Genomic DNA, 23,765 nt, shown 5'->3' with positions numbered 1-23,765 from the left:
CGATTTAGGCAAGTTCGGCCACCCAATGCGAACTCGAAGGCAATCCGGGCCACCGAGCCATTCCTGCCGAGCTGGACTTCACCGCAGTAGGCGACATCGGCAAGGTCGGTTTGCACGGCGACTTATCCCCTGGCACCACCGTAACCTCGACTGCTCCTGTACGAGACGGAGTCAAGTTTGGTGGATGTCCTCTAACTGCACGAACACCGGGACGGTCACTCCAACCGGGCCCAACTCTTGCGTGGTCAACTAGGCGGCTCCCTCCGTCTCTGACTACGACTACGCCGACGGAGTCGCCGGCTTCAATGACGCCCCCGACGCGCCTCCAGACGGCGACTTTACCGGTGAAGTTGCCTCCAACCCTTGTTTGGAAGTGTTCATTGGAGGAGAGGGTCATCGTTTTTCACATCACTGGATATTCCGTGATGCGTCTTTCCGGGAAACAAACCGTCGTCACACACGACCTTGTCGGTGACACCTTTCGCCTGCTTACGCCGCAAGTTGCTTACATTAAGCTATCGAGCATTAAAGCTGCCGATTTGCCAGCTTACTTCGAAAAGGCGAAAAACGCGAAGGGCATGATCGTCGATATCCGCAACTATCCCTCGGAATTTGTGCCGTTCGCCATCGGCGCCTACCTGGCCACAAAACCCACACCCTTCGTTGCTTTTACATCCGCGGATCTGGCTAATCCCGGCGCATTCCACTTCAGTGACGGCCCAATCATCGCACCTGGCCCCGTTCACTTCAACGGGAGGATCGTCATTTTGGTAGATGAAACCACGCGGAGCCAAGCCGAATACACCGCCATGGCTCTGCGGGTGATGCCTGGAGCCGTTGTAATAGGCAGCACCACGGCCGGTGCTGACGGTAATGTTTCTTCTATCTCGCTGCCAGGCCAGCTCAACACCATGATTAGCGGCCTCGGCATCTTTTATCCCGATCACCGGCCCACCCAACGCATCGGCATTGTCCCTGACATCGTCGTCATACCCATCAAAGGCTTGGCGGCAGGTCGAGACGAGGTGGTTGAAACTGCCACACATTTCATCGAGAACGCGAAGTGATTTTGCGCATGCCGCCCTCGCACGTCTCATGCTTGTAATTGAACGGCGGAAAGTCGGCTTTTCGGCAACTTCAAATTACACCAAAGATCGAGAACCTGCGGATCTCAGAAACGAAGGAGGATTCATCCTTATAAAAGGCGCTTCTGTTTACTAACCCAAGCCTAACTTCTCAACATCGACCTTAGTTCCCGCAGAGTCAAGATCGTAGTTTCCCATAACCCCGTTTTCAAGGAGCGGCATGATGCACATTGAAAGATGGAAGCCCATGCCCTGTCTCACCGTTGGAATCACCGGCAATCCTGTACTTTGCATCTTGTGCCAGCCTATCCAACTCAGAACCGGCCGATGCCATCGCGAGTTGAACAGCTTGCACTTCATCTAGGCCCCAAATCTCTACGCTGGTAGGCTCGTCAAACCCAGTCAGCCTATAACGACAAGATGCGGCATCGTCTTTTTTCACTACAGGTCCAAATTGCACTAGCACCTCGCGATCCTCTACTCCCGCCCGAAGATGAAGACGTCTCTCTGCAAAGATTCCTGATCCTTCTGCCATGTGGCCCTCAGTTCCAAGAGTGTGACCGCAGACTCTTTATCTCAAATAGATCGCCATCCGCGCTTTTCCATATGCTTCAATCGCTTGCAAAAGTGTAGTTCCTCGAAAGTCGCGTTTTCGGCAACTTCGATCTCGTTCAGATGGCGGCGGGCCTACCCATATTTCTGTTTCCTGGTGCCACGTTGGAAGATAGAGAACCTCTGCCTCTTCACGAATTCCACGAACTGGTAATTCGACACTAACCCTCTTCGAAGAATCGGGATAGACTTGAAGCCCTAGACGGAGGGTGCAATCTATCTGGACAGGTAAACGGCTCTGTTCAATAAGCTCTCCGGGTCTATTTCGCAAGCGACGGAGGACATAAGTGAGTAATCGCATGATTGTTTTGTCGCGTCGACTTGGGCGATTCGCGGGTGGCTTCTCATTCGCAACTGTCGCCTTCTTCTCAATCGGGTTGTATGAAGCCGCCAACACGAAAGGCCAGGTAGTATTCCTCTTCGCTGGTCTTTTTTTTGTGTGCCTCTTCGCCAGCTTCGTTTTGTGGGTGGCGCACGGCTTCGCGTGGGCGATGATCCCAGAGAAGCCTCCAGAGGCGAAGAAGCCTGAAGAGGCATTGAAACCTGCGTACGCGATGAAGCCTGCAGAGGAGTTGAGGCCTGCAGAAGTGATGAGGCCTGCAGAGGCGATGAGGCCTACGGAAGTGATGAAAGCTGCAGAGGAGATGAAACCTACGGAAGTGATGAAAGCTGCAGAGGAGATGAAACCTGCGGAGCCTATGAAAGCTGCGGAGCCGATGAAACCCGCAGAGCCGGCGATGAAAGCTGCGGAGGAGAAGAAACCTGCGGAGGAGAAGGTGATCGTCTCAGAGGATCCTCCCGACGCGATTTACACCATCACCGGAAGGCGCGTCTACTGACCCTGGAGAGCGGCGGTAGATATCGGGCTAGCGCACGGTGCGGATGCCGTTTTGGTTGCGCGTAATTTGGGCGCCGTCGAGATACTCAAGCAACGGGATGGCGTGTTTACGGGTCAGGCCAGTTAAGGCTTTGAAGCGGCCTACGTCGAAGGTCTGGCCGCGCTGCTTTTGGAGCTCAGTTCTTAGCCGGACGAGCGCTTCGGCGTGTATCAGGAGGTTGTCGGCGCCCATACGGACTAACTTGCCGGCACGGATGAGGATGGTGATCAGCGGGGGCACTTCTTCGTGGGGAAGTTGCAGGGTGGCGGCTACTTCACTGACGATCGGGGAGGCGAGGCCTGCGGTGCGGTAGAGAGCCTCGACTTTGGCCAGTGCTTCTGTGGGCTCTTTGCCGCCAGCTCCGCGCAGGGTGAATTGATTGCCGACTGTCTGGACGGGTTTGACTTGAACTAAGCGCACGGCGGCAAGAGCGAAGACCCAGTCTTCCAATTTGGTTCGGGAGCGCAGCTCGGCGCGGGAGAGGGAGCGGGCTTCGGTTCGCTCCAACTCTTTGAAGAGGAGCTCGACGGCCTCGGTCAGAGCCTCTGGCCAAAGAAAGTGGTCAACGGTGGCGTGTCCCATCGAGGCACCGATGAGTTGCTTGCTTGCGATCAGTGGCGCGATGATCGGGCGGATAGCGTCAGGGTGGAGACCGGTTTCGCGGCTGAGGGTTGTGATCGAGATTCCGTGAAGGCCGCGGCGTCGCACGCGCAGGAGAATTTGCTGTTCGGGCGCGGCTTCGCGCAGCTGTTCCAGCCATGCGTTCGCGGCTGCTTTTCTGAGGCGGGGCAGCGGATGCGCATCAAGTACTCGGCCACCGCCTACTGTGATTGCGGGCGAAGGTTGCCTGAGCACGAAGCGATCGCCGGGCGTGAGGAGCAGGGGTTTGCTCAGACGCAGGCGAGCCAGTGGAGCGGCGGAGTTTTCGCCGGGGGGGTAGAGAAGGACGCGCGCTGTGGTTTCGGATGTGAAGGCATGCAGGCGCAGGGTGGTGCGGTGTCGAAGCGCGGGCATGCCGGGTAGGACGGTTAGCTCTACATCTACGGTGTCTACCGGCGAAAGGGTTTCGGGCGGCACGATGGTATGGCCGCGGTGCACTTCAGCTACCTCGACGCCGACGAGGTTCAGCGCCACGCGGCTGGGGGCGTGAGTCTCGCTTACCTGTGAGCCGTGAACCTGGATGCCGCGGACGCGGACGCTACGGTCCTCGGGCTGAAGATGAACGGCGTCCCCCACATGCAAGCTGCCGGCCTGGAGCGTGCCGGTGACGACTGTGCCAAAGCCGCGCACGGAGAAGGCACGATCCAAGGGAAGGCGGAGGATGGCGTCTGCATTGCGAGCGGGCACGCTCAATGCGAGCTGTGAGAGGGCTCGCTTGAGGGTGGGGATTCCCGCGCCGGTGCGTGCGGAGACAGCGATGACGGGAGCATCCTCGAGGAAGGTGTGCTCTACGAAACGTCGGACCTCTTGATGCGCGGCTTCGAGCCGCTCAGGGGCAACGGCGTCCTGCTTGGTGATGACGACGATGCCGTGGCGGATGCCAAGGAGAGTGCAGATGGCGAGGTGTTCGGTGGTCTGCGGCTTGATGCCTTCATCGGCGGCGATGACCAGCATGACGCAATCGATGCCGCCGGCGCCGGCGAGCATGTTGCGGATGAAGGCGTGGTGACCGGGGACATCGATCAGGCTGAGCTGGATCGAGTGTCCGGCGGGATCTTGAAGATCGAGAGACGCGAAGCCGAGGTCGATGGTGATGCCGCGGGATTTTTCTTCGGGGAGGCGGTCTGTGTCGGTGCCGGTGAGGGCATGGACGAGTGCGGTTTTGCCGTGGTCGATGTGGCCGGCGGTGCCGAGGACCACAGAGCGCGCGGCTGCGGACTTCATGGCTGCTCCGGCTCGAGCGCTTGTCGCAGGAGTTGAGTGAGAAGGGCATCTTCTGCGGGAGGGATGGTCCGCAGGTCGAGCAGGACACGGCCCTCGTGGATGCGCACGACGACCGGAGGATCGAGGTGGCGCATATTTGCCGCAAACACTGTTTCCGATATGTGAGAAGGCAGCAGGGCCACGGCGAAGCTGGCCAGAGAAGCTCCGGGGGTGGTGCCGCCGCCAACTACGCTGCGGGTCTCGACTACCTCCATCGCGGCGCTGGTGGAGCGGAGCCTTTCGGCCATGGCGACGCAGCGGGCGCGGATGGCTTCGGCGGGCATGCGCAGCATGGCGATGGCCGGCAGAGTCTCTTCGGTCGCGGTGAGATAGGCGAGCAGAGTAGCTTCGAGCGCGGCGTAGGTGAGCTTGTCCACACGCAGGGCGCGGAAGAGCGGGTTGGCTCGGATGCGATCAAGGTGGGGCTTGGAGCCAACGAGGATGCCGCACTGCGGGCCGGCGAGCAGCTTGTCTCCACTGCACGCGACGAGGGCGAGGTCGCTCGAGGCGCTTTGGATCCACGAAGACTCATCGTGTATGCCGGCCTCCGCTAGATCAACGATGCAGCCGGTGCCTTGGTCCTCGAAGACGGGGAGCAAGGCGCGGTTGCCGAGATCGAGGAGTTCTTCGAGAGCAGGGCGCTCGGTGAAGCCCTCCATGCGGAAGTTCGAGCGATGCACGCGGAGGATGAGGCGTGTTTGTGGAGTGATGGCGGCGGCGTAGTCGGAGAGACGGGTGCGGTTGGTGGTGCCTACCTCGCGGAGGATGGCTCCGGACTTGCGCAGAATGTCAGGGACGCGGAAACCGCCGCCAATCTCGACCAGTTCGCCGCGGGAGACGAGGACTTCACCGCCTTCTGCCAGAGTGTTGAGGGCCAGGAAGTTGGCGGCGGCACAGTTGTTCACCACAACTGCAGATTTGTGGGCCAAGTCTGATGGGCTTTGGCCGCTTTTGAGGGCGATTACGTTGATAATGAGCCGCTCGACATGGAGGTCGCGGCGACTGCGCTCACCGGATTCCAAATCGAATTCGAGGTTCGAGTAGCCGCGGGCAACTTCGGCGATACGTTGAATTGCCGCTTCTGAGAGCGGAGCGCGACCCAAGTTGGTTTGCAGGATGACTCCGGTGGCGTTGAGTACCGGGCGCAGCGAGGGACGGGTGGCGTGGCGGAGGCTGTGGGCGACTTTGGTGCTGAGGCTTTGCAGCTCGAGGTCGAGGGAATCTTCGGTGTGGCGGCCTGCGTTTATTTCGCCGCGGAGTTCTTGCAGTGTCGAACGGAGGGCCTCAGCGACGAGCTCGCGGGAGTAGGTTTGTTGGAGTCGGAGAAAATCCGAGCGATGGAGGAGCTCGCCCACCTGGGGCAGTTTGCGATAGAGGTCGGAAGGGTGGGTCTGCATGGGTTGACTGCCTATGGTCAGGATAAGGCTAATGAGGGGTTGTGGTGGTCACCCAGTCTTGGCCAACTGTGGACGAAGAGGGCACTCGATGAGTCTGTTTCAGATTTGAGAATATTAGGTTCCTCCACTCCGCTTCGGTGGTGATTCAGAGTTCCAAGAGGATTTTGGGCGGGCCTTCCAGGACTGCGCCAATCTGGTGCGTGTGCGGATAGCCCACGGCCCGCAGCTCGGCGATGAGCGGTTGCGCCTGCTCCGTTGGGACCGAGAGGAGAAGGCCACCGGCGGTCTGGGGATCGAAGAGGAGGGTTCGCAGGTTGGGTTCGATTGCGACGGTTTCTTCTACGACGCAATCGGCGAAGTCGCGGTTGGCGAGGAGGCCACCCGGGATACAGCCGAGGCGGACGGCTTCTATCGCGCCGTCAAGCAGGGCGATGGAGGCGGGGTCAATGCGGAGGCGTACGTTGCTGCCGAAGGCCAGCTCGCGAGCGTGGCCCATAAGGCCGAAGCCAGTGACGTCAGTAGCGGCGTGCACCTTGAACTCGGGGCGGCTAATGATTTCGCCGGCGACTTTGTTGAGGGTGGTCATCGACTCGATAGCGGCTTCGACCCACGCCGGTTGCGCTTTGCCCTGCTTGAGGGCCGTGGTGATGACGCCGGTGCCGATGGCCTTGGTGAAGATGAGCGCGTCGCCAGGTCGGGCGGTAGTGTTTCTGAGGATACGGTCGGGGTGGATGAGCCCTGTGACGGCATACCCAAATTTAATCTCCGCGTCGCGGACGCTGTGGCCGCCGAGCACGGTGCAGCCTGCCTGCTCCATGACGGAGAGGCCGCCGCACAGGATCAGCTCGAGCACTCCCATGTCCCCATCCTGGGGGAAGCAGACCAGGGTAAGGGCGGTGAGGGCGCGGCCGCCCATGGCATAGATATCGCTGAGGGCATTGGTCGCCGCGATGCGGCCGTAGGTAAAGGGATCGTCAACCATGGGAGTAAAGAAGTCGACGGTCTGCACCAGAGCTTGCTCGGGGCTGATGCGATAGATGCCGGCGTCGTCGGCTGTCTCGAAGCCTACAAGCAGGTTCGGATCGTGCTGTCTGGGGAGACGCGAGAGCACATGGCTGAGCGTACCCGGGGCGAGCTTGCTGGCGCAGCCGCCAGCTTTTACATGCTGGGTGAGCCGGATGGCGGGGACTGCAGCGGTGAGATCGGAAGTAAAGCCCATGCGTCATAATAGATGCCAAGGCCGGCTAATCGACGGCGCAGGGAAGCGCCTGGGATCCGGTGATCCCCCCGGTCTTCAAAACCGGTGGTCGTCCGTTTCGGGCAACGGTGTGTTCGACTCACACGCGCTTCCGCCAGATATTTCGGCGGTTAGATAGAAGGTCTTCAGACTGCTCCAGGGTTCTAGGTCGCTGGACTAATCGCCGCTTCGAACCTCAGTGGCGAAGTGTGAGGTATCTTAGTGACGCGCTGACCAAGTGAGGTTAGGCTGAGGCTATGAAGAAAAACACAAAGCGGCTGTTGGGTGGCCTATTTGCAGGACTCTTCTGCCTTTGGCTCGGCTTCGTCGGATATATCAATTGGGCCATGCGCCAGCCACCCGAAGTCTTCGGGCATGTCATGGCAAGAATGCCGATGCCTGCATATTTTCTCTTTCCGTTTGAGACGATGTGGACAGATGCACGGAAAGGCACCCTTAAGGTTGGCGATCCCGCGCCCGATTTTACCGTCGAGACACTCGATACGAGAACGCCTATGAGGCTGGCATCGCTTTGGGAAGATAAGCCGGCAGTTCTGATCTTCGGTAGTTTTACTTGACCGCCCTTTCGGCGGGAGGTTCCCGCCCTGAACAAATTGGCCGAGCAGTACAAGGGCAAGGTTGACTTCTACGCGGTCTACATTCTTGAAGCTCATCCCACTGACGTATGGGAGATGCAAAGCAATGTGCAGGACAAGGTGCTGTTCCGCAGCCCACGCGATGAAGAGGAGCGCGTCTCAGTCGCTGGTGCATGCGTGAGGAGGCTGGGGATCAAATTTCCCGCTGTCATTGACGGCTTCGACAATCAAGTTGAGACCGCGTACACCGGATGGCCGGATCGAATGTATCTGATCGCAGACGGTCGTGTTCTCTATAAAAGCAAACCCGGGCCATTCGGGTTTCATCCCAAAGATCTGGCGACAGCCCTGCAGAAGGCGTTGGGAAATCCTTAATCACAATCTCCCTAGACTATTCGCCGCTTCGGACTTCCAACGGCGAAGTGTGAGGTATCTTGACGTAGACGGAACGGACGAGCCAACTGTCCGCTAAAAGAAAAATCACGGCGACCGATATGGACAGCAGACCGCCGTTGAGGAGTATCAGACCCAAAGGGATGAGCGCCCCGACAGCGATGAGCGCGCCAACGCGCCATTGTTGCCCGCGGGTATAGAGTTGCGCATGGATGGTCCTAAGGTTTGCAAACAACAACCCTAAGGGAATCATGTTGAGTATGAGGAGCACGATAAAGGCGGTGCGGAGGATGGCGATCGCCTGCGTCTGCCGCATCACGGCGGACAGGACAAGCAGCTCGGCGCAGCCCATCAGGAGCGCCGAATTGGTGAGATAACCTCCCAGCCAGCGCGCGTCTTTCCAACCTGGTTGCGCATTTGTGCTGAGCAGGACGCCTTTGTAGGCCGCAGCGCCGAAGCCAGGCAGCAGTCCCACGACCACCGCGAGTAAGCGAGCCCGCTCGAAGTCCCACCCCAGTTTGGCCAGCACGCTGAGCGCCGCCGCCGCGGTCAGCGGGAGCGAAAAGATCGTCAGACACCACGTGCCCAACGACATGGGCGAGCTGGGCTTGAAAACCCTGAGCATGTGATGGAAACGCAAAGGATCGCCCAGATCCAACACGAGCAATACTAGGTCAACGAGCAAAAGCACGAGAGCGACTGGATAAGCCACCTTCGCCACACCGATGAAGACTGCAGGCGCTGCCAACTCGCTGACCGCGGCGGCCAGGAACAGTCCCATCGCCATACCGTTGAGCAAAGCGTCCCAGGCGATGATGCCGTGCCACCCCGGCACCTTGGTCACTGTCGTATTTTCGTAGCCGATCTGGCCCCCTTGTTCCGGCAAGGGAGGTTTGGTGGACGCGTGCTGCGAGCTGGAGTTTGCGTGCATTCAGGGCTTCAAAAGGAACACAACGACGAGCAGTACGGCGATAGCGACCAAGCCGCCAGCGACGGAACGAACGTAATCTCCCATCATGTGCAGCCACGGATTGAATGGAGCATCCGGCAGACCATAAACGGAAGGGCGATCAACAAGCAGATAGAACGAGTGCATCGCGGAATAGGTCTCACTGGGGACATCACCATAAAGGTACGCCTGCGGGACACCGCGCTCGTGAAGTTGGTCCACACGTTTGCTGGCCTGCTCACGAAGCTCCTCGACCGGCCCGAAATGGATGGACTGGGTTGGACATGCCTTGGCGCATGCTGGCTCCAGGCCATCGCGCTGTCGGTCATAGCAGAGCGTGCATTTGTGCGAATGACCGCCCATTTCGCTGCGAGTGATGACGCCGAACGGGCAGGCCGCTATGCACGACGAGCAACCGTTGCAGATGTCAGCCTGAATATAAACGTTCTCGAACTCATTTTGAATGATGGCGCCGGTTGGGCAAGCCTGATGGCAAGGGGCCGCCAGGCAGTGCTTGCAATGGTCGCTCATCATGAGCCAGCGGTTAAGAGGCGACTCGTCGGACACCGTGCCCATGGGAGCAAGAACGTTTGACGTTTGTTCGGAGAATTGCTCGATGAATTTCACATGGCGCCAAGTGGTCGCCGACAACTCGTTCGTATTGTCGTAACTATTGCCGGACCAGTTGAAGCCATCCGAAGGTAGTTGGTTCCACTGCTTGCACGCCACCTCGCAAGCCTTGCAACCGATGCAGACGGTGGTGTCGGTGTAAAAACCAGTAGCCTGTTGGGGCTTAGGCGCTTCGCCACGCACGAACGGATAGATTAGCCGTCCAAGCACCTCCGGCACCGGGCCGCGCGGTTCACCATGCAGGTACGGAGAGATCAAGCGTGCCAGCAGCTGTGACAGCCGGCCGCGCGGCGGATCGCTGGTCTGGGGCAAAGCGGACAGTTCGTGTTCTCTACTTGCCATGTCCGATCCTTCCTTCTGGTTGAGCACTGGCCGGCGTGTCCGGGATGGGATCGAGGGTCGGCCAGTGCGCTGTGGGCGCTGTCGGGTGCAGAGCCTGGCCTTCGAGCCGGCCGGCTTGGACCTGGCAGGTGAACGCTTTGCTTTCGTGCATGCTCACGTTCGGGTCGGCCACGAGCGCGGTCAGGTCGTTGGCGTTGCCGCCGACAACCTCTCCGGCGAAGGCCCAGTGGAACGGGAGGCCGATCTGGTGGACCACGCGTCCCTCGACGACAAAAGGTCGCAGCCGCCGGGTCACCATCGCACGAGCCTCGATTTGACCACGCGGGGTGTGGATCGTCATCCAGCCGCCGTGAACAATACCGCGCTCGGCGGCCAGCTCGAAACTCAGCTCGGCGAACATCTCCGGTTGCAATTCATTAAGCCAGCTGTTGAAGCGGCTCATCGGACCACTGAGGTAATGCTCGGTAAGACGGAACGTCGTGGCCACCACGGGATACTCGGCTGTCGGCATGTGGGCGATGTGGTTCAGCGGTCCTGGGAAAAGGCGTACCGTTGGGTTGGTACTGTGTTTGGGATAGAGCAGGTTGCCAAACGGCGACTCGACCGGCTCGTAGTGCGTCGGAAGAGGCCCATCTTTAATGCCGGGGGAGTACAGCCAGCCGAGTCCGTCGGCCTTGGTGATGAAGGGGTGTGTGCCGGCGATGGCGTCCATGCCCGTCGCGCCAAGGGGCGGTTGGTAATCAGGCGGTTTGGTCAGCTCGAAGTCCGGTTTGTCGAGTCCGACCCAACTCCGCTTCTCCGAGTCCCACCAGACCAATTTCTTACGCTCCGACCAGGGCCGTCCTTCGGGGTCGGCCGAGGCCCGGTTGTACAGGACGCGGACGTTGTTTGGCCAGGCGAAGCCCCATTCCGGTTGGATGGGATTATCCGAGAGCTTGCGTTCGTCCGCACGGTTGCGACCCGGCTCGGGGAAGACGCCACTGTAGACCCAGCAGCCGCATGCCGTCGTGCCGTCGTCCTTCAACTCCGAGTAGCCGCTTACTAGATGAGGCTCCCCGGTGCGCGGGTCGATTTCATTCAGCCTGTGACCGTTTATCTCCATGAGAACCTTCTCCAGGTCCGGTTCCCCTTCAATACGGCTGAGCGTTCCATCGGGCAGACGCGGCTGCTCGTCGAAGTCGTAGTCCCAGGTGAGGTTCAGCAACCCCTGATCCCTGGGATCGGTGGAGCCGGCGTAGAGCTGCTTGAGGCGCTTACCCAGGTTGTAAAAAAACCATGCGTCGGAACGGCAATCGCCGGACGGATCGATGGCTTTCTTGTGCCATTGGATGAGCCTCTGCGTCTGGGTTAAGCTGCCCTCCTTCTCCTGCGCGGCTGCCGCGGGGATAAAGAAGACCTCTGTCCCAATCTCGGAGGGCGGCGGCGCATTCGGGTCATTCTTCCAGAAGACGGCGCTTTCCGTCTCGAACCAGTCGAGAACCACCAGCCACTCGAGGTTGCGCAGACCAGCACGGTGCAGACCGGCGTTGGGTCCGCCGCCGCCAGGGTTCTGACCAGCCAGGAAGTAGCCCTTTACCCCACCCTTTGACATGCGATCGAAGTAGGCCAGCTGAGAATAGTCGCCATCGACGCGCGGCACCCAGGAGAACCCGAAGTCGTTGTCCGGCGTTGCTGCGTCGCCGTACCAGGCCTTGAGCAGGCTGACGATGAATTTGCTAAAGTTCGCCCAGTAGCCGGTGGGCATCCTTCCATACTCGATATACCAACTCAAATCCTCGTGCTCGGGGTCGTGTACAGCGGGTTGCGGCAGGTAGCCGGGAAGTGAGTCGTACAAAGTCGCGATATCGGTCGCGCCCTGGATGGTAGAGTGGCCGCGCAGGGCCATGATGCCGCCGCCTGGCCGGCCCATGTTGCCGAGCAACAGTTGCAGGATGCCTGCAGTGCGTATGATCTGCACGCCGGTGGTGTGTTGCGTCCAGCCCAGCGCGTAGGCAATGCAAGTGGTCCGCTCGCGTCCGGAGTTGGTGCAGAGCAACTCCGCAACACGTATAAACTCTTCCGGCTTGCAGCCGCACACCTGGGAAACGGCCTCAGGGGTGTAGCGGGCGAAGTGCCGGCGCAGAATCTGCATAACGCAACGAGGATGCTGCAAGGTCGGGTCGCGCGGTGCGTTTATTATGTCCTCGTACGGCGAGGTATATGGTTCGCTGCTGCCCATCCTGCTGTAGCCCTGAGGAACGTGCGGGTCTTTTGCGGACTCCACCTCAGGCGTATGCTTCGAACCGTCCTGCTCCGCGTTGCCGGGCCTGGATTCCTCGTAGCCCCAATGGCCCTTCTTGGAATCATAGGAGTCGTGCTGCTGATCGAAGCCGCTAAACATCCCTGCCAGATCTTCGGTATCCCGGAAACCTTCGTCGATGATGGTCGAAGCATTGGTGTAAGCCAGGACGTATTCATGAAACCAGCGGTCGTTCGTTAAGACGTAATTCACCAGGCCGCCGAGGAAGGCAATGTCGCTCCCGGAGCGGATGCCGACGTAGAGATCGCACACGGCCGACATGCGGGTGAAGCGCGGATCGACATGGATCAGCGTCGCGCCTTTCAGCTTGCCCTCCATGGGCCAGCGGAAGCCGACAGGTTGAGCCTCAGCCATGTTCGATCCCATAAACAGGATGCAATCGCTGTTGGCCATGTCCTGCTGATAATTTGTGGCCGCGCCGCGGCCGAACGAGGCGCCCAGACCGGGCACCGAGGCACTATGTCATATTCGCGCCTGGTTTTCGATCGACACCACTCCCAACCCGCCGCCGAGCAGCTTCTTAATGAGGTAGTTCTCCTCGTTGTCAATCGTTGCCCCGCCTAGCGAGCCGATGCTGCGCACCGAGTTGAGCAGACGGCCCTGCTCGTCGCGAGTCGCGAAATCGGCGTCGCGGGTCGTCTTGACGCGCTGGGCAATTTGATCCAACGCCCACTCCAGCGTCTTCGTTTCCCATTGATCGGAGTAGGGGGCACGGTAGAGGACATCGCGGACGCGATGTGAATTGACGGAGAGTTGGTAGGCGTTGGCGCCTTTGGGGCACAGGTGGCCCGTGCTGATGGGGCTATCAGGATCGCCCTCAATGTCGATGAGTTCGCCGCCCTTGCTGTAGATGAGTTGCCCGCAGCCGACGGCGCAGTAAGGACAGATGCCCTGGGTGACATTGGCGCCGCGCAGCCGCGAATTCTTCGCAAGCGTTTCTACGCTGAACGGTTTCCGAGAAGTTTGTGGTTTTTTGGTTAGTGGGAAGCGGAACATAGCACCTCCTGAGCGACCTTAGTTTGCTCAACATAGCACAAATACCTCCAAGTTGTTGAGGCCACTGCACGAAGGGGTGAATGTGCTTGTGTGAGTTTGCGATCGTTTGTGAGACAGGCATCCATCACGACAATTGGAGTTCGACGATGGGTTTATGGATGGGTTATTCGTGCAATTTTTTTTGGATGGGGAGTTGTGGTGTTTTTGTGGGGGATTTTGCGAAAAAGGGTGTTTTTGTGGTGGTTTTTTGATGGTGAGAACGTGGTGGAATGCGTGGTAAACGTGGTGTTTTGGCAGTCACTTTTTCGGGGTGGAAAAATGCGCCAGATTTTTGAGATTTATTTTCTGGGGCTTCCTGTTTTGGGAATGAGTGTGGTCAGGAAGGTGTTTAGCGAGGGCCGTAGTGGGTGAGGGCGCTCTGGTCGAAGCGTTCGAGGAGTTCGGCTACGTCCTGGTAGACCTCGATGCAGCCGGCGTCGAGGAGTTCCTGGCGGGACCAGCCGCCGGTGGTGACGCCGATGGTGCGGATGCCTGCTTTGCCGGCGGACTCGGCGTCGTAGGGGGTGTCGCCGAGGGCTAGGACGCTGGTGGGTTTGGCGTGGAGCTTATGGAGGGAGGCGGAGAAGATGTCGGGGTGGGGCTTGGAGCGGGCGGCGTCGTCGGCTGAGGTGGTCTCGTCGATGAGGTCGGAGATGTTGGCGATCTTCATGTAGGTGTCGAGGTCGGCTTTGTCGGTGGAGGAGGCAAGGGCGGTGCGGATTCCGGATTGTTTGAAGCGGAGGAAGAGGTCGCGGACGCGGGGGAAGGGTTTGACCTGCGCGAAGTAGTCCTGATGGAAGAGGAAGCTGCGGTAGGTTTTGAGGGGCTCCTCGACCATGGGGCGTTTCCACCAGGGGACGAAGACGGGGATGAGCTGGTCACCGCCTTTGCCGATCTGTTTGCGGAGGGTTTCGATGTCGAGGGGGATGTCGATGACGGCGAAGGCGTCTCTCCATGCGGCGGCGTGGAGCCAGTTGCTTTCGACTAGGGTTCCGTCGATGTCGGAGAGGATGGCTTCTACCATGTGACCCACCTTTGGGAGTGCAGATGGTGGGTTAGATGCGGTTTGTGCTTTGGCACGAATGCCCACTCGTGTGGCTTCGAAAGTGGTATCTAGAGTTCCATTGAAAGTGGGTATGCACAAATGCCACAAGCTGAGTCAATCTCAAAGGGTGGCGTTAGTTCAGGCTGATTCCGGAGGGGACGATGAACGCGTATCGGCGAAGAGGAGTTCAAGCATTGGTGAGAATTGACTACCGCCGCAGTTCAAAAGGGGGCATTGTGAGTATTCATCACCCTTCAGTCATGATCGCATTGCTAAGTCTGTGTCTGGCAGCGCCTGGACAGTTGGCAGCACGATCTCACCAGGATTCAGGCCCGGGGATGAATCAGACAGACGGTGCAGTCCCCGGTCTTTCCGGTCTTCACGACTTCGACTTCCTGGTTGGTCAATGGCAGGCCCATCATCGAAAGCTGAAGCAGCGACTCGCCAATAATCACGAGTGGATTGAATTCGAAGGCACGTTGTTGAATCAACCGCTTATGGGGAGCTACAGCAATACGGACGATACAGTGCTCGGCGTTCCCGGTGCTCCCTATCGCGGTGTCGCTCTGCGCTCCTTCGACCCGAAGACCCAGCAGTGGTCAATCTGGTGGCTCGACAGCAGGACGCCATCCGACCCATTGGATCCGCCCATGGTTGGAGGCTTCCACAATGGCGTCGGCACTTTCTATGGGGAGGATACGGTCAAGGGAAAGCGAGTTCGGGCGCGCTTCCTCTGGTCCAACATCACTCCGACATCGGGCCACTGGGAGCAAGCGGACTCGCCAGACGAGGGCAAGACCTGGGAGACAAACTGGGTGCAGGACATCACACGAGTTCGCTGATCGGCGGTTCGTGCTTTCGCACGGAGGCCCACATCTCAGAATCGAGATATGGGGCACGCTGGCCAAATGGTAGACTGTTCTGCCATGCCACACGGTGCCACAACCCTGCTGACCGAGAAGCTGGACGCTGTCGCGGTCGACATTGACGCCATCGACCGACTGATCAACTCGGAGCCGCTGGACACATCCGACCAGCTACTCGCGCTACGGACGATACAGGAGTTATATCGGCGCCTTGCCGACGACCTACGTGTCGCCATCTCCCTCTTCGAGTGAATCTCATAGCGAAGCTGTGACGCAAACCCGAAAGACGATTCGAATTCTCCGTCTAAACCATGGGGCGTTTCCACCAGGGGACGAAGACGGGGATGAGCTGGTCGCCGCCTTTGCCGATCTGTTTGCGGAGGGTTTCGATGTCGAGGGGGATGTCGATGACGGCGAAGGCGTCTCTCCATGCGGCAGCGTGGAGCCAGTTGCTTTCGACGAGGGTTCCGTCGATGTCGGAGAGGACGGCTTCTACCATGTGGCCCACCTTTGGGAGTGCAGATGGTGGGTTAGATGCGGTTCGTGCTTTCGCACGAATACCCACATCTCAGAATCGAGATATGGGGCACCCGGCTCTAGCTACAGCAGAAGCAGTTTGGGAATCGAGATGGCGATAAAGAATATTATGGCGCCGATTCCTACGAACATCGCGGTCTGTTTTGCGCGGGCAAATTCGAGGTCGTCGGTCTTGATCTTGCCGAATTTTATCCACCAGCGAATCGTCATTATCGGGATGGCGAATTCGAGGAACAGAAAGCCCAAGCTGCCGACCGAGCCCAAGATTGGTATGAACCCAATTAGGAAGAAGGTTAAGGCGGAGCCAGCCATAATCTTCAGATAGCTTGCGTCGCTACAGGCCTGACTGATCTTGCTTGTTGCAGCGGCGGACTCTTCCGCGGCGGTTCGGTCGATAGGAGTGTGGCAGAAGGAGCATTCCTGCATCGAGGTGTTGATAGTCTCTTTGCAGTTCGGGCAAGGGAAGACACTAACAGCTGAGGATAGGCTGAGACTCTGCGCCATGGCTGTGCCTCTTTGATTTACTTTCAGGCAAGATTAGCATGGACACCTTTGTAAGTCGGATTTTATCGGTTGGGGAGGGAAGGCGGTTCGCGCGTTCGCACAAATGCCCACTCATGCGGTGAGACTGCATGAATGGGGCACCCAAGGTTTTATGTATGGGCCACCCGCCTGCCTCACCCACTCCTTAAGGTTGGCCAGGGTTTTGATGATTGAGTAAGATTTCGGTATCTATCAAGGAAGCGTTAAGAAGTTCAGGCGATTGAATTAGAATGTCTACCGCCTTTCTAAGATACTTGATCGCGAGATCAACGGTCGGTACTGAAGTGGATTCATCAACCTTTATTTCCCGCGATTTGGAAACCTGACCAATGTTTCCGTGGATCACGTTGGATCGATGCTTGTAAATCTGCTTCATTTGTGAGAACACGGTTTTTACAGACAGAGTTTTGTCGTACTTGCCCAGCAACCCAGCTAATCTCATACTAAGTTTGTAGGTCAATTCTTGCGTTTCATTCGGTACTAACAGCACCTCAAATGCCATTGTTAGATCCAATATTGAATCTTCCTGTGATTCACGAAGATAACTCTGATTGAGCCTTCTGAGCGCAAGAGCAACTCTGTTCTTGTTGCTTTCGGAAAGAGCGGAGAACGAATGCCAGAGGTCTCGAACATGTGAGGCCTCCGCGTAGCTCAGCTTTTTAAAACTGTTCTCGTCCCAATAATAGTTTTCAAAATAGTTTGGGTACTTTCGAACTGATGTTCCTATCACTTGGCGGCCTATACCGCCATATTTCGTAACGGTATCTACGGGTTCGATTAGCAGTTGCGCGTAACCTGTTTGGATGCCACTTGCGACTCTCAATAAACCGATTAAAGTATCAATGGTGTCGAGCGGAAATGCCGTGGGTTGGGATGCTGATTCCCACATATCACCATTTTTTATATTTTTAACAGTGTAATTTTCTAGCACTAGGGCGTGACTTGCTGACTCGAGTACTTTATCGTGTACAGCGGCGGCGGTCGATTTTGTTGAACTACGGCTAAGCTGCAATTCATCGGGGATTTTTTTCAGGGAGATTGCTTCATCTAACGAGCACTGATCAAAATCGCAGGGTAGAAAAAGAAAAGGTACCCAAATAGCCACAGGGACATGATCCAAGGAATATGCCCTGTGTTTTGGCTCGAATATTTTCCGTAATTCTGCAGTATCGATTTCGTTATAACCGTGACGACTGACATACATGTCAATCAAGTCGGCAATGAATAACCGCACCTCGATTTCAAACATCCTGATACTAAAATCATCCTCTTCACCAACCTGCGATGCTAAGAATTTGCTCCAGTAGTTCTCTCTAAAAAATGATTGCAGAGCCTTGAATTCATGTCGACTTTCGATCTGAGCTGATTCTTCTTGCGCACCGCCGAGAGCCGAATATATTGATCCCCAAGAGCTACGCTCGAATAGCTTTCCGTAATCAATGGGCCCTTCGTGCAAAACATTCAGCTGCGGCATCCCATTGTCTCGGAACGCTATTTCAGGAAAGTCTTTGCGCTTTGCGAAGGATTTCTCCGCTAAAGCCTGTTGTCTTATGTATTCAACCATGTACTCCGCTAGCTGAAGAACTAGATCGAAAAACTGCTCTGGACCGGAGTTTTGCATAAGCTATTCGACGGTGACGCTTTTTGCTAGGTTTCTGGGTTGGTCTACGTCGCAGCCTCGGCGTACGGCTATGTGGTAGGCGAGGAGTTGGAGGGGGACTACTTCGAGGATGGGTAGGAGTAGTTCGGGGGCCTGGGGGATGTAGATGGTCTGCTCGACGAGCTGGCTGATCTCGGTGTCGCCTTCGATGGCGATGGCGATGACGCGGCCAGAGCGGGCAGTGACCTCTTGTATGTTGCTGAGGGTTTTTTCGTACTTGAGGACGCTGGAGGGATCGTTGGGGTCCTTGGTGGCGATGCAGACGACGGGGAGGGATTCGTCGATGAGGGCGTTGGGGCCGTGCTTCATCTCGCCGGCGGGGTAGCCTTCGGCGTGGATGTAGGAGATCTCCTTGAGCTTGAGTGCGCCTTCGAGGGCGATGGGGTAGTGGATGCCGCGGCCGAGGAAGAGGAAGTCGTCGGCTGTGTGGAAGAGGCGGGCGAGCTCTTCGCACTGGACGGAGAGTGGCTGGCGGGTGGTGGAGCGGCGGTCGGGAGTGGAGGGGCGGATGGGGGCGGCGACGCCTTCGGAGGAGCCGGGGGCGTCGGGTGAGTTGATGTTGAGCAGGGAGGCGAGCTTGGTGGGGAGTTTGGAGAGCTCGGTGACGAGGTGGAGGGATTCTTCGTCGGAGATGGTGCCGCGGACCTGCGCGAGATGGAGGGCGAGGACGAAGAGGGCGGTGAGCTGGGCGGTGAAGGCCTTGGTGGAGGCGACGCCGATCTCGGGGCCGGCGTTGGTGGTGAGGGTGCCCTGGGCTTTGCGGGTGATGGCGGCGCCGACGACGTTGCAGATGGCGAGGGTTTTGGAGCCTTTGGCGGCGAGCTCGGCCTGGGCGGCGAGGGTGTCGGCGGTTTCGCCGGATTGGGTGATGAGGAGGCCGATGGCGCGTGGGTCGGCGATGGGGTCGCGGTAGCGGTACTCGCTGGCGTAGTCGACCTCGACGGGGAGGCGGGCGAGGCGCTCGATCATGAACTTGCCGGCGAGGCCAGCGTGCCAGGAGGTGCCGCAGGCGGCGATGGTGATCTGGCTGGCGTTGCGGAAGTCGGCTTCGGAGAACTGCATCTCGGGGAGATGGACTTTGCCGGTGTCGAGGGAGACGCGGCCGAGGGTGGTGTCGCGGATGGCGCGGGGCTGCTCGTTGATTTCTTTGAGCATGAAGTGCTTGTAGCCGGACTTTTCTGCCTGGATGGGGTCCCAGGTGATGCGCTGGACTTTTAATGGCAGCGGGTTGGAGTCGAAGTCGGTGAGGTGAACGCCTTCTTTGGTTAGGATGGCGACTTCGCCGTCGGCGAGGAAGTGGATGTTGCGGGTGTGGTGGAGGATGCCGGGGACGTCGGAGGCGAGGAAGAACTCGCCGTCGCCGATGCCGATGACGGCGGGTGGGCCCATGCGGGCGGCGACAAGCTTGTTGGGCTCGTGCGCGGAGAGGACACCGATGGCGAAGGCTCCGGTGATGCGCTTGACGGCGCGGCGGACGGCTTCTTCGAGGGGGAGTGCTGGCCGCACGGGCGTAAGCGCTTCGCGCGTCTCGCGCGTCGGGGAGGTCCCATCGGAGACGACTGCTTCGGACTCATTTGCAGATTGAGAGCGGACGACGTGAGCATGTCCACCGGCCATTTCGAGCTCGTCTTCGATGAGGTGGGCGATGATCTCGGTGTCGGTTTCGGAGACGAACTTGTGGCCCTTGGCGATGAGAGCGCTCTTGAGGGAGAGATAGTTTTCGACGATGCCGTTGTGGACGACGACGAGGGTGCCGGAGCCGTCGCGGTGAGGGTGGGCGTTCTCTTCAGTGGGGCGGCCGTGGGTGGCCCAGCGGGTGTGGCCGATGCCGAAGGAGCCGTCGATGGGGGAGTCGTGGATGACGGTTTCGAGGTTGCGGAGCTTGCCGGGGGCGCGGCGGAGCTCGAGGCCTTTGGGGCCTCCGGCTACGGCGATGCCAGCGGAGTCGTACCCGCGGTACTCGAGGCGGCGAAGGCCTTCAATAATGACGGGGACGACAGACTGAGGGCCGATGTATCCAACGATTCCACACATGGAATGAGTTTAGATGGCGACGACCGATTCTGCCTCAGGGAGGGGCTGGGACTTTTGGGGGAGGGGTTCTGCGAGGGCTGAGTTGCGGACGAAGATGGCGTCGACCTGGAGGAGCCTGCCGGTGGTGGGGTCGCGGAAGGAGGGCTCGAGGTCCCAGAGATGGAAGCCGTGACCGGACATAGCGGCGGACATCTCGGGCATGAGGGTTTCGCCTTGGTAGAGAGGCAGGAGGGACATCTCCAACTGCACGGCGAGGGCCTGGGAGAGGATTCTGGGGGCTCCGGTGAGGACCTGAAGCTCGAAGCCCTGGACGTCGAGCTTGAGGAGGGTGCGGCTTTTGAAGGCGGGGGGAGGGAGGACGTCGTCTAGGCGGCGGATGAGGACTTTTTCCTTGCGGAGGTAGCCAGAGCGAGGCGCGGCGGAGAGGTGCGAGTCGAGCATGGGGAGGATGGAGCTGCAGAAGGAGTCGGCAGAGACGTTGATCTCGGTCTCGCCGGTGGTGGCTCCCAGGGCGATGCCGGCTACTGTCCAGAGGGGATCGGATGCGGCGGCGGTTTGGAGTCTCTGATAGGCGCTGCTGCTGGGTTCGAAGGAGAGGATTTTGCCGCGGTAGTCGACGGTGCGGCAGAGCTGTGCGAATTGGCCGGCGTTGGCGCCTACGTCGAGGATTAGGTTGAGGTTGAGAAGAGAGAAGAGGCGGCGGTAACGGAGTTTTTGTGAGCTGTAGACGTCAGTCTTCCGAATCTGATGGCCGGTGGCTTCGACGACGGAGCGGATGGAGTGTCTTATGGAGTGCGTCATGATGTTGTTGTCTCGAGGAGGGCGGTTGCGAAAGTTGAACAACGTGCGGACTCCTATGGCATTACTGTCTCGATGGGCCGGATAGGTTGGCGAAGTGTGGAATGGTTTGAATAAGAATGACTCCTACGATTCTTGAGGTCGTTGGGCGGCCGTTGTTAAAAGCGGAGAACGGAGAGTCGCAGCAATTGGAGACAAATTCTCAAATGGGAGATATACGACTGCCGCCACGACACACCAAAAGCAGACGCCTGTGGGTTCGGCCTGGAGCTCGCCTCCGACCGCATTGAGAAACAGTGAGGCACAGAATAAGCCAACGATCGCGAAGCCCGTTTTTCCAGGACGGCTGAGATATAACTTCAGTATTGCCCAACCTAGAACCGCCCAGATCAACAGAAACGCTACTAGACTCACAAGACCGCCGCCGGCATATATTTCGACAAAGGCTGAGTGTGCAGTGCCCAACTCCGGATTGATCTCGGGCCCGTAGATCCTGGACGCAGCGGCGTATCCCAATCCGAACCATGGTCCTTTGGCGAGGGTTGTTTCGATCAAGTGTGTCCAGAGCTCAAGACGTCCGCTAATGGTTAAGATGTCCTCGACCTTGCGTTGAGCGTTCAATGCCGTGATGAGGCTATCAGCTGCAAAAGGCACAGTTAAAAGAGCCAGCGTAGCGACCTTTCGAAGGACTGGTATTGGCGGTCGTTTGAGAACCGCAAGTATTAGGAATGCCAGCAATATTAAGTAGCTTGTTCTCGCCAAAGAAAAGACAAGAACACCACCAAAGGTGACCGCCCAAAAGAAGAATTTCTTTCGAGGCAAGTCGCTCTTGATAGTCAGTAACAGGATCAGTCCGATAACGGAAACGGTCCCGGTTTGTGCGATCAGATCGCCTCGAAAACGCAGCGTTCTTAGTTCGGTTGGAACGAAGACCAGGTCAGGCATTAGAAATGCAGCGACTACGTCCGCAATCGCCAAAATGCCGCATCCGAGGAAGAGATTGTTCAGAGTCTCCGCGATTCCGAATCTGCCAGTAAAACGCATGATGAATGCGATCATTACGCCGAGTTGATAGACTTTGAACGCTGAAAAGCCCATCGACTCGGAGAAGAATATGGACACTCCCAACAGGCCAATCAAGATGATGGTTAGTATCTGCAGATTGGAAAGGCGGAACCGATCTGCCGAGTCAGCTTCGGGGTGATACGACGTATCGAGAAATAACCAGCAACCTGCTATTCCCCAGACGAGCACCTGCAGCAGGATGACCCAATCAAGGGTGTACGACAGGGAGTCAGTGGCGTCTCGCAACCGAAACTTAGGTGGCCCCGAAAGAAGAAGAAAGAACAGGATTCTGTAAATGGGCGTAGGGCGGCTTAGATGCAAGGCATCGTCAGAGGTCTCTGTTGATGAAATCCTCTCTACCATCAGATAGACGGGGCATCATGCCGGGCTGGGAGCATCATGCCGAACCTCCGATATATCAACCCTACGTCGGCTGCTGTGCTGTTTTGTCAGTATCTTGTCAACGATTTGCAACGATTCATGCCGGTGGTCTGATCGCTCGAAGTGTTCGCGACGTTGAGAAGCATCGATAGGAGGAATAGGGTTTTACGGGGAATTTACGGGTGGTTGCGGTTCTCGGTGTACCGTAGCAATAGAGTGAGGTGCTGTGCACATACTCGTCATCAATAGCGGGTCTTCGTCGATAAAGTTTTCCCTGTTTGAAGCGGGGGGAGATGGGGCTCGCTCGATGTTTGAGGGAGAGGTGACCGGGATAGGCGGAACGAAGGGGGCCTTCAAATTTCGGGATGCGGGTGGGCGGGATTTGAGCGGTGGGCGTAGCGAGGTGGAGGCGAAGACGCCGCTTCAGGCGATCGGGCTGGTGGTTGGGGCTGTGAGTGGGGAGGGTCTGCCGCGGGTGGATGCGGTTGGATATCGGGTGGTGCATCCAGGGGCGAAGCTGGACCGACATCAGAGGATCACCGACGAGGTGCTGAAGGATCTTGAGGAGGCAGTGGTTTTTGCGCCGCTGCATGACCCTGCGGTGATTGAAGTGATCAAAGATATGATGGCGAAGTTTCCGAGTGTGCCGCACTACGCTTGCTTTGATACGGTGTTTCACCAGACGATGCCGGAGGAGGCGACGACGTATCCGATTCCGATTGAATATCGGGAGCGGGGCGTTCGCCGGTACGGGTTTCATGGCCTGAGTTGTGAGTCGATTGTGCACAGGCTGCGAGCGGAGGAGACGATTTCGTTTCCGAAGCGAATGGTGATTGCACACTTGGGGAGTGGATGCAGCGTGACGGCATTGGTGGATGGCTGTTCGATCGATACGACGATGGGGCTGACACCGACGGGGGGCGTGGTGATGGGGACCCGGCCGGGAGATCTCGATCCGGGGCTAGTGCTCTATCTGCTGCGGGAGAAGAAGGGCAATCAGGTGGATGCGCTGGAGAAGATGCTGAATCATGACGCTGGGATGGTGGCTCTTTCGGGGATGCCGAACGATATGAAGGCTGTTCGTGAGGCTGCGGCGAAGGGCGATAAGCGGGCGAGCCTAGCTACCGCGATCTTTACTCGAAGTGTAAAGAAGGCGCTGGGTGGCTTTATTGCGTTAATGGGCGGAATTGATGCAGTTGTATTTGCGGGTGGCATCGGGGAGCATGATGCGCGGTCGAGGGAAGAGATTGTTGCGGGGATGGAGGGCTTAGGGATCTCGATGAATTCTGAGCTGAACGAAGGCGGGGGCGACGCTGTGCGGGCCGTCAGTGCATCAGACTCCTTAACGGCGGTGCTTGTCGTTCCGACGAAAGAGGATTGGATGATCGCGATCCACGTGCGCCAAATGGCGGGGCCCGTTAATTAGATCTTTTAAAGTTACAAATTTTGATTTTCTCTTT

At 58.2% G+C, this 23,765-nt stretch carries 21 protein-coding genes, 1 tRNA gene and 1 pseudogene; 8 read left to right on the top strand and 15 right to left on the bottom strand.

Going from position 1 to position 23,765, the window contains the following annotated elements; genetic code table 11:
* Positions 1-4: 4 nt before the first annotated feature.
* On the bottom strand, positions 5-397 hold the full coding sequence (locus tag HDF14_RS15780) for a hypothetical protein (RefSeq protein WP_183978435.1): 393 nt from the start codon (positions 395-397) through the stop codon (positions 5-7).
* Between the two features lie 28 nt (positions 398-425).
* Between HDF14_RS15780 and HDF14_RS15775 the strand changes: the two genes are divergently transcribed.
* The gene (locus HDF14_RS15775) at positions 426-1,067 is read left to right on the top strand and encodes a S41 family peptidase (RefSeq protein ID WP_260698327.1); all 642 of its coding nucleotides are present in this window, start codon (positions 426-428) and stop codon (positions 1,065-1,067) included.
* A 226-nt stretch (positions 1,068-1,293) separates the two neighbouring features.
* Here the strand turns inward: HDF14_RS15775 and HDF14_RS27600 are convergent, their stop codons facing one another.
* Positions 1,294-1,620: a DUF6968 family protein gene (locus HDF14_RS27600; RefSeq protein ID WP_406707228.1), complete on the bottom strand. Its 327-nt coding sequence runs from the start codon at positions 1,618-1,620 to the stop codon at positions 1,294-1,296.
* A 364-nt stretch (positions 1,621-1,984) separates the two neighbouring features.
* Here HDF14_RS27600 and HDF14_RS15765 point away from each other — a divergent pair, with 364 nt between their 5' ends.
* Entirely contained in the window at positions 1,985-2,536 is a 552-nt protein-coding gene (locus HDF14_RS15765; protein WP_183978429.1) for a hypothetical protein, read from the top strand.
* A 27-nt stretch (positions 2,537-2,563) separates the two neighbouring features.
* On the opposite strand, the gene selB is transcribed toward HDF14_RS15765, so the two are convergent.
* The 3 genes from selB to selD form a co-directional block, all read right to left on the bottom strand.
* A complete protein-coding gene (gene selB / locus HDF14_RS15760) occupies positions 2,564-4,459 on the bottom strand; it encodes a selenocysteine-specific translation elongation factor (RefSeq protein ID WP_183978427.1) in 1,896 nt (631 codons plus the stop codon).
* The gene (gene selA / locus HDF14_RS15755; protein ID WP_183978425.1) at positions 4,456-5,895 is read right to left on the bottom strand and encodes an L-seryl-tRNA(Sec) selenium transferase; all 1,440 of its coding nucleotides are present in this window, start codon (positions 5,893-5,895) and stop codon (positions 4,456-4,458) included. Before selA ends, selB begins: the two co-directional genes overlap by 4 nt.
* 145 nt (positions 5,896-6,040) lie before the next feature.
* The gene (gene selD / locus HDF14_RS15750; RefSeq protein WP_183978423.1) at positions 6,041-7,114 is read right to left on the bottom strand and encodes a selenide, water dikinase SelD; all 1,074 of its coding nucleotides are present in this window, start codon (positions 7,112-7,114) and stop codon (positions 6,041-6,043) included.
* Positions 7,115-7,155: 41 nt separating this feature from the next.
* On the opposite strand from selD, the gene HDF14_RS15745 reads away from it, so the two are divergent.
* The 3 genes and pseudogenes from HDF14_RS15745 to HDF14_RS15735 form a co-directional block, all read left to right on the top strand.
* A tRNA-Sec gene (locus HDF14_RS15745) sits at positions 7,156-7,250 on the top strand.
* Positions 7,251-7,389: 139 nt separating this feature from the next.
* Positions 7,390-7,710, top strand: coding sequence for a hypothetical protein (locus tag HDF14_RS15740; RefSeq protein WP_183978422.1), 321 nt, complete (start codon positions 7,390-7,392; stop codon positions 7,708-7,710).
* A 12-nt stretch (positions 7,711-7,722) separates the two neighbouring features.
* Positions 7,723-8,103, top strand: a pseudogene (locus HDF14_RS15735) (deiodinase-like protein); the annotation flags it as partial.
* Between the two features lie 16 nt (positions 8,104-8,119).
* On the opposite strand, the gene nrfD reads toward HDF14_RS15735, so the two are convergent.
* From nrfD to HDF14_RS15710, 4 genes are all read right to left on the bottom strand, one after another.
* On the bottom strand, positions 8,120-9,052 hold the full coding sequence (gene nrfD / locus HDF14_RS15730) for an NrfD/PsrC family molybdoenzyme membrane anchor subunit (RefSeq protein WP_183978420.1): 933 nt from the start codon (positions 9,050-9,052) through the stop codon (positions 8,120-8,122).
* A complete protein-coding gene (locus HDF14_RS15725; RefSeq protein ID WP_183978418.1) occupies positions 9,053-10,042 on the bottom strand; it encodes a 4Fe-4S dicluster domain-containing protein in 990 nt (329 codons plus the stop codon). It lies immediately after the preceding gene.
* Positions 10,032-13,337, bottom strand: a complete 3,306-nt coding sequence (gene fdh / locus HDF14_RS15720) for a formate dehydrogenase (RefSeq protein ID WP_313899599.1) — start codon at positions 13,335-13,337, stop codon at positions 10,032-10,034. The genes HDF14_RS15725 and fdh overlap by 11 nt, the downstream gene beginning before the upstream one ends.
* Before the next feature lie 388 nt (positions 13,338-13,725).
* Entirely contained in the window at positions 13,726-14,400 is a 675-nt protein-coding gene (locus HDF14_RS15710; protein ID WP_183978412.1) for an HAD family hydrolase, read from the bottom strand.
* A gap of 359 nt (positions 14,401-14,759) precedes the next feature.
* Here HDF14_RS15710 and HDF14_RS15705 point away from each other — a divergent pair, with 359 nt between their 5' ends.
* Positions 14,760-15,263, top strand: a complete 504-nt coding sequence (locus HDF14_RS15705; protein ID WP_183978410.1) for a DUF1579 domain-containing protein — start codon at positions 14,760-14,762, stop codon at positions 15,261-15,263.
* Positions 15,264-15,347: 84 nt separating this feature from the next.
* A complete protein-coding gene (locus HDF14_RS15700; protein ID WP_183978408.1) occupies positions 15,348-15,539 on the top strand; it encodes a hypothetical protein in 192 nt (63 codons plus the stop codon).
* Between the two features lie 52 nt (positions 15,540-15,591).
* Here HDF14_RS15700 and HDF14_RS15695 read toward each other — a convergent pair whose 3' ends face one another.
* The 6 genes from HDF14_RS15695 to HDF14_RS15670 all read right to left on the bottom strand — a co-directional run bounded on the left by HDF14_RS15695 (position 15,592) and on the right by HDF14_RS15670 (position 21,999).
* Positions 15,592-15,786, bottom strand: a complete 195-nt coding sequence (locus tag HDF14_RS15695) for an HAD family phosphatase (protein WP_183978406.1) — start codon at positions 15,784-15,786, stop codon at positions 15,592-15,594.
* A 101-nt stretch (positions 15,787-15,887) separates the two neighbouring features.
* Entirely contained in the window at positions 15,888-16,328 is a 441-nt protein-coding gene (locus tag HDF14_RS15690; protein ID WP_183978404.1) for a hypothetical protein, read from the bottom strand.
* Positions 16,329-16,512: 184 nt separating this feature from the next.
* Positions 16,513-17,931: a HEPN domain-containing protein gene (locus HDF14_RS15685; RefSeq protein ID WP_183978402.1), complete on the bottom strand. Its 1,419-nt coding sequence runs from the start codon at positions 17,929-17,931 to the stop codon at positions 16,513-16,515.
* Positions 17,932-17,991: 60 nt separating this feature from the next.
* Positions 17,992-20,061: a glutamine--fructose-6-phosphate aminotransferase gene (locus tag HDF14_RS15680; protein ID WP_183978400.1), complete on the bottom strand. Its 2,070-nt coding sequence runs from the start codon at positions 20,059-20,061 to the stop codon at positions 17,992-17,994.
* Between the two features lie 9 nt (positions 20,062-20,070).
* The gene (locus HDF14_RS15675; RefSeq protein ID WP_183978398.1) at positions 20,071-20,862 is read right to left on the bottom strand and encodes an FkbM family methyltransferase; all 792 of its coding nucleotides are present in this window, start codon (positions 20,860-20,862) and stop codon (positions 20,071-20,073) included.
* Between the two features lie 123 nt (positions 20,863-20,985).
* Entirely contained in the window at positions 20,986-21,999 is a 1,014-nt protein-coding gene (locus tag HDF14_RS15670) for an O-antigen ligase family protein (RefSeq protein ID WP_183978396.1), read from the bottom strand.
* Positions 22,000-22,531: 532 nt separating this feature from the next.
* On the opposite strand from HDF14_RS15670, the gene HDF14_RS15665 reads away from it, so the two are divergent.
* Positions 22,532-23,731 carry an acetate/propionate family kinase gene (locus tag HDF14_RS15665; protein ID WP_183978394.1) on the top strand — a complete coding sequence of 400 codons (1,200 nt, stop codon included), beginning with the start codon at positions 22,532-22,534 and terminating at the stop codon, positions 23,729-23,731.
* Positions 23,732-23,765 lie beyond the last annotated feature (34 nt).

Origin of the sequence: Tunturiibacter gelidiferens, from assembly GCF_014201335.1 — a bacterium.
Lineage (GTDB): Bacteria > Acidobacteriota > Terriglobia > Terriglobales > Acidobacteriaceae > Edaphobacter > Edaphobacter lichenicola_E.
Note: the sequence above shows the minus strand (reverse complement) of the source record. Positions and strands in the feature narration are given on the sequence as shown.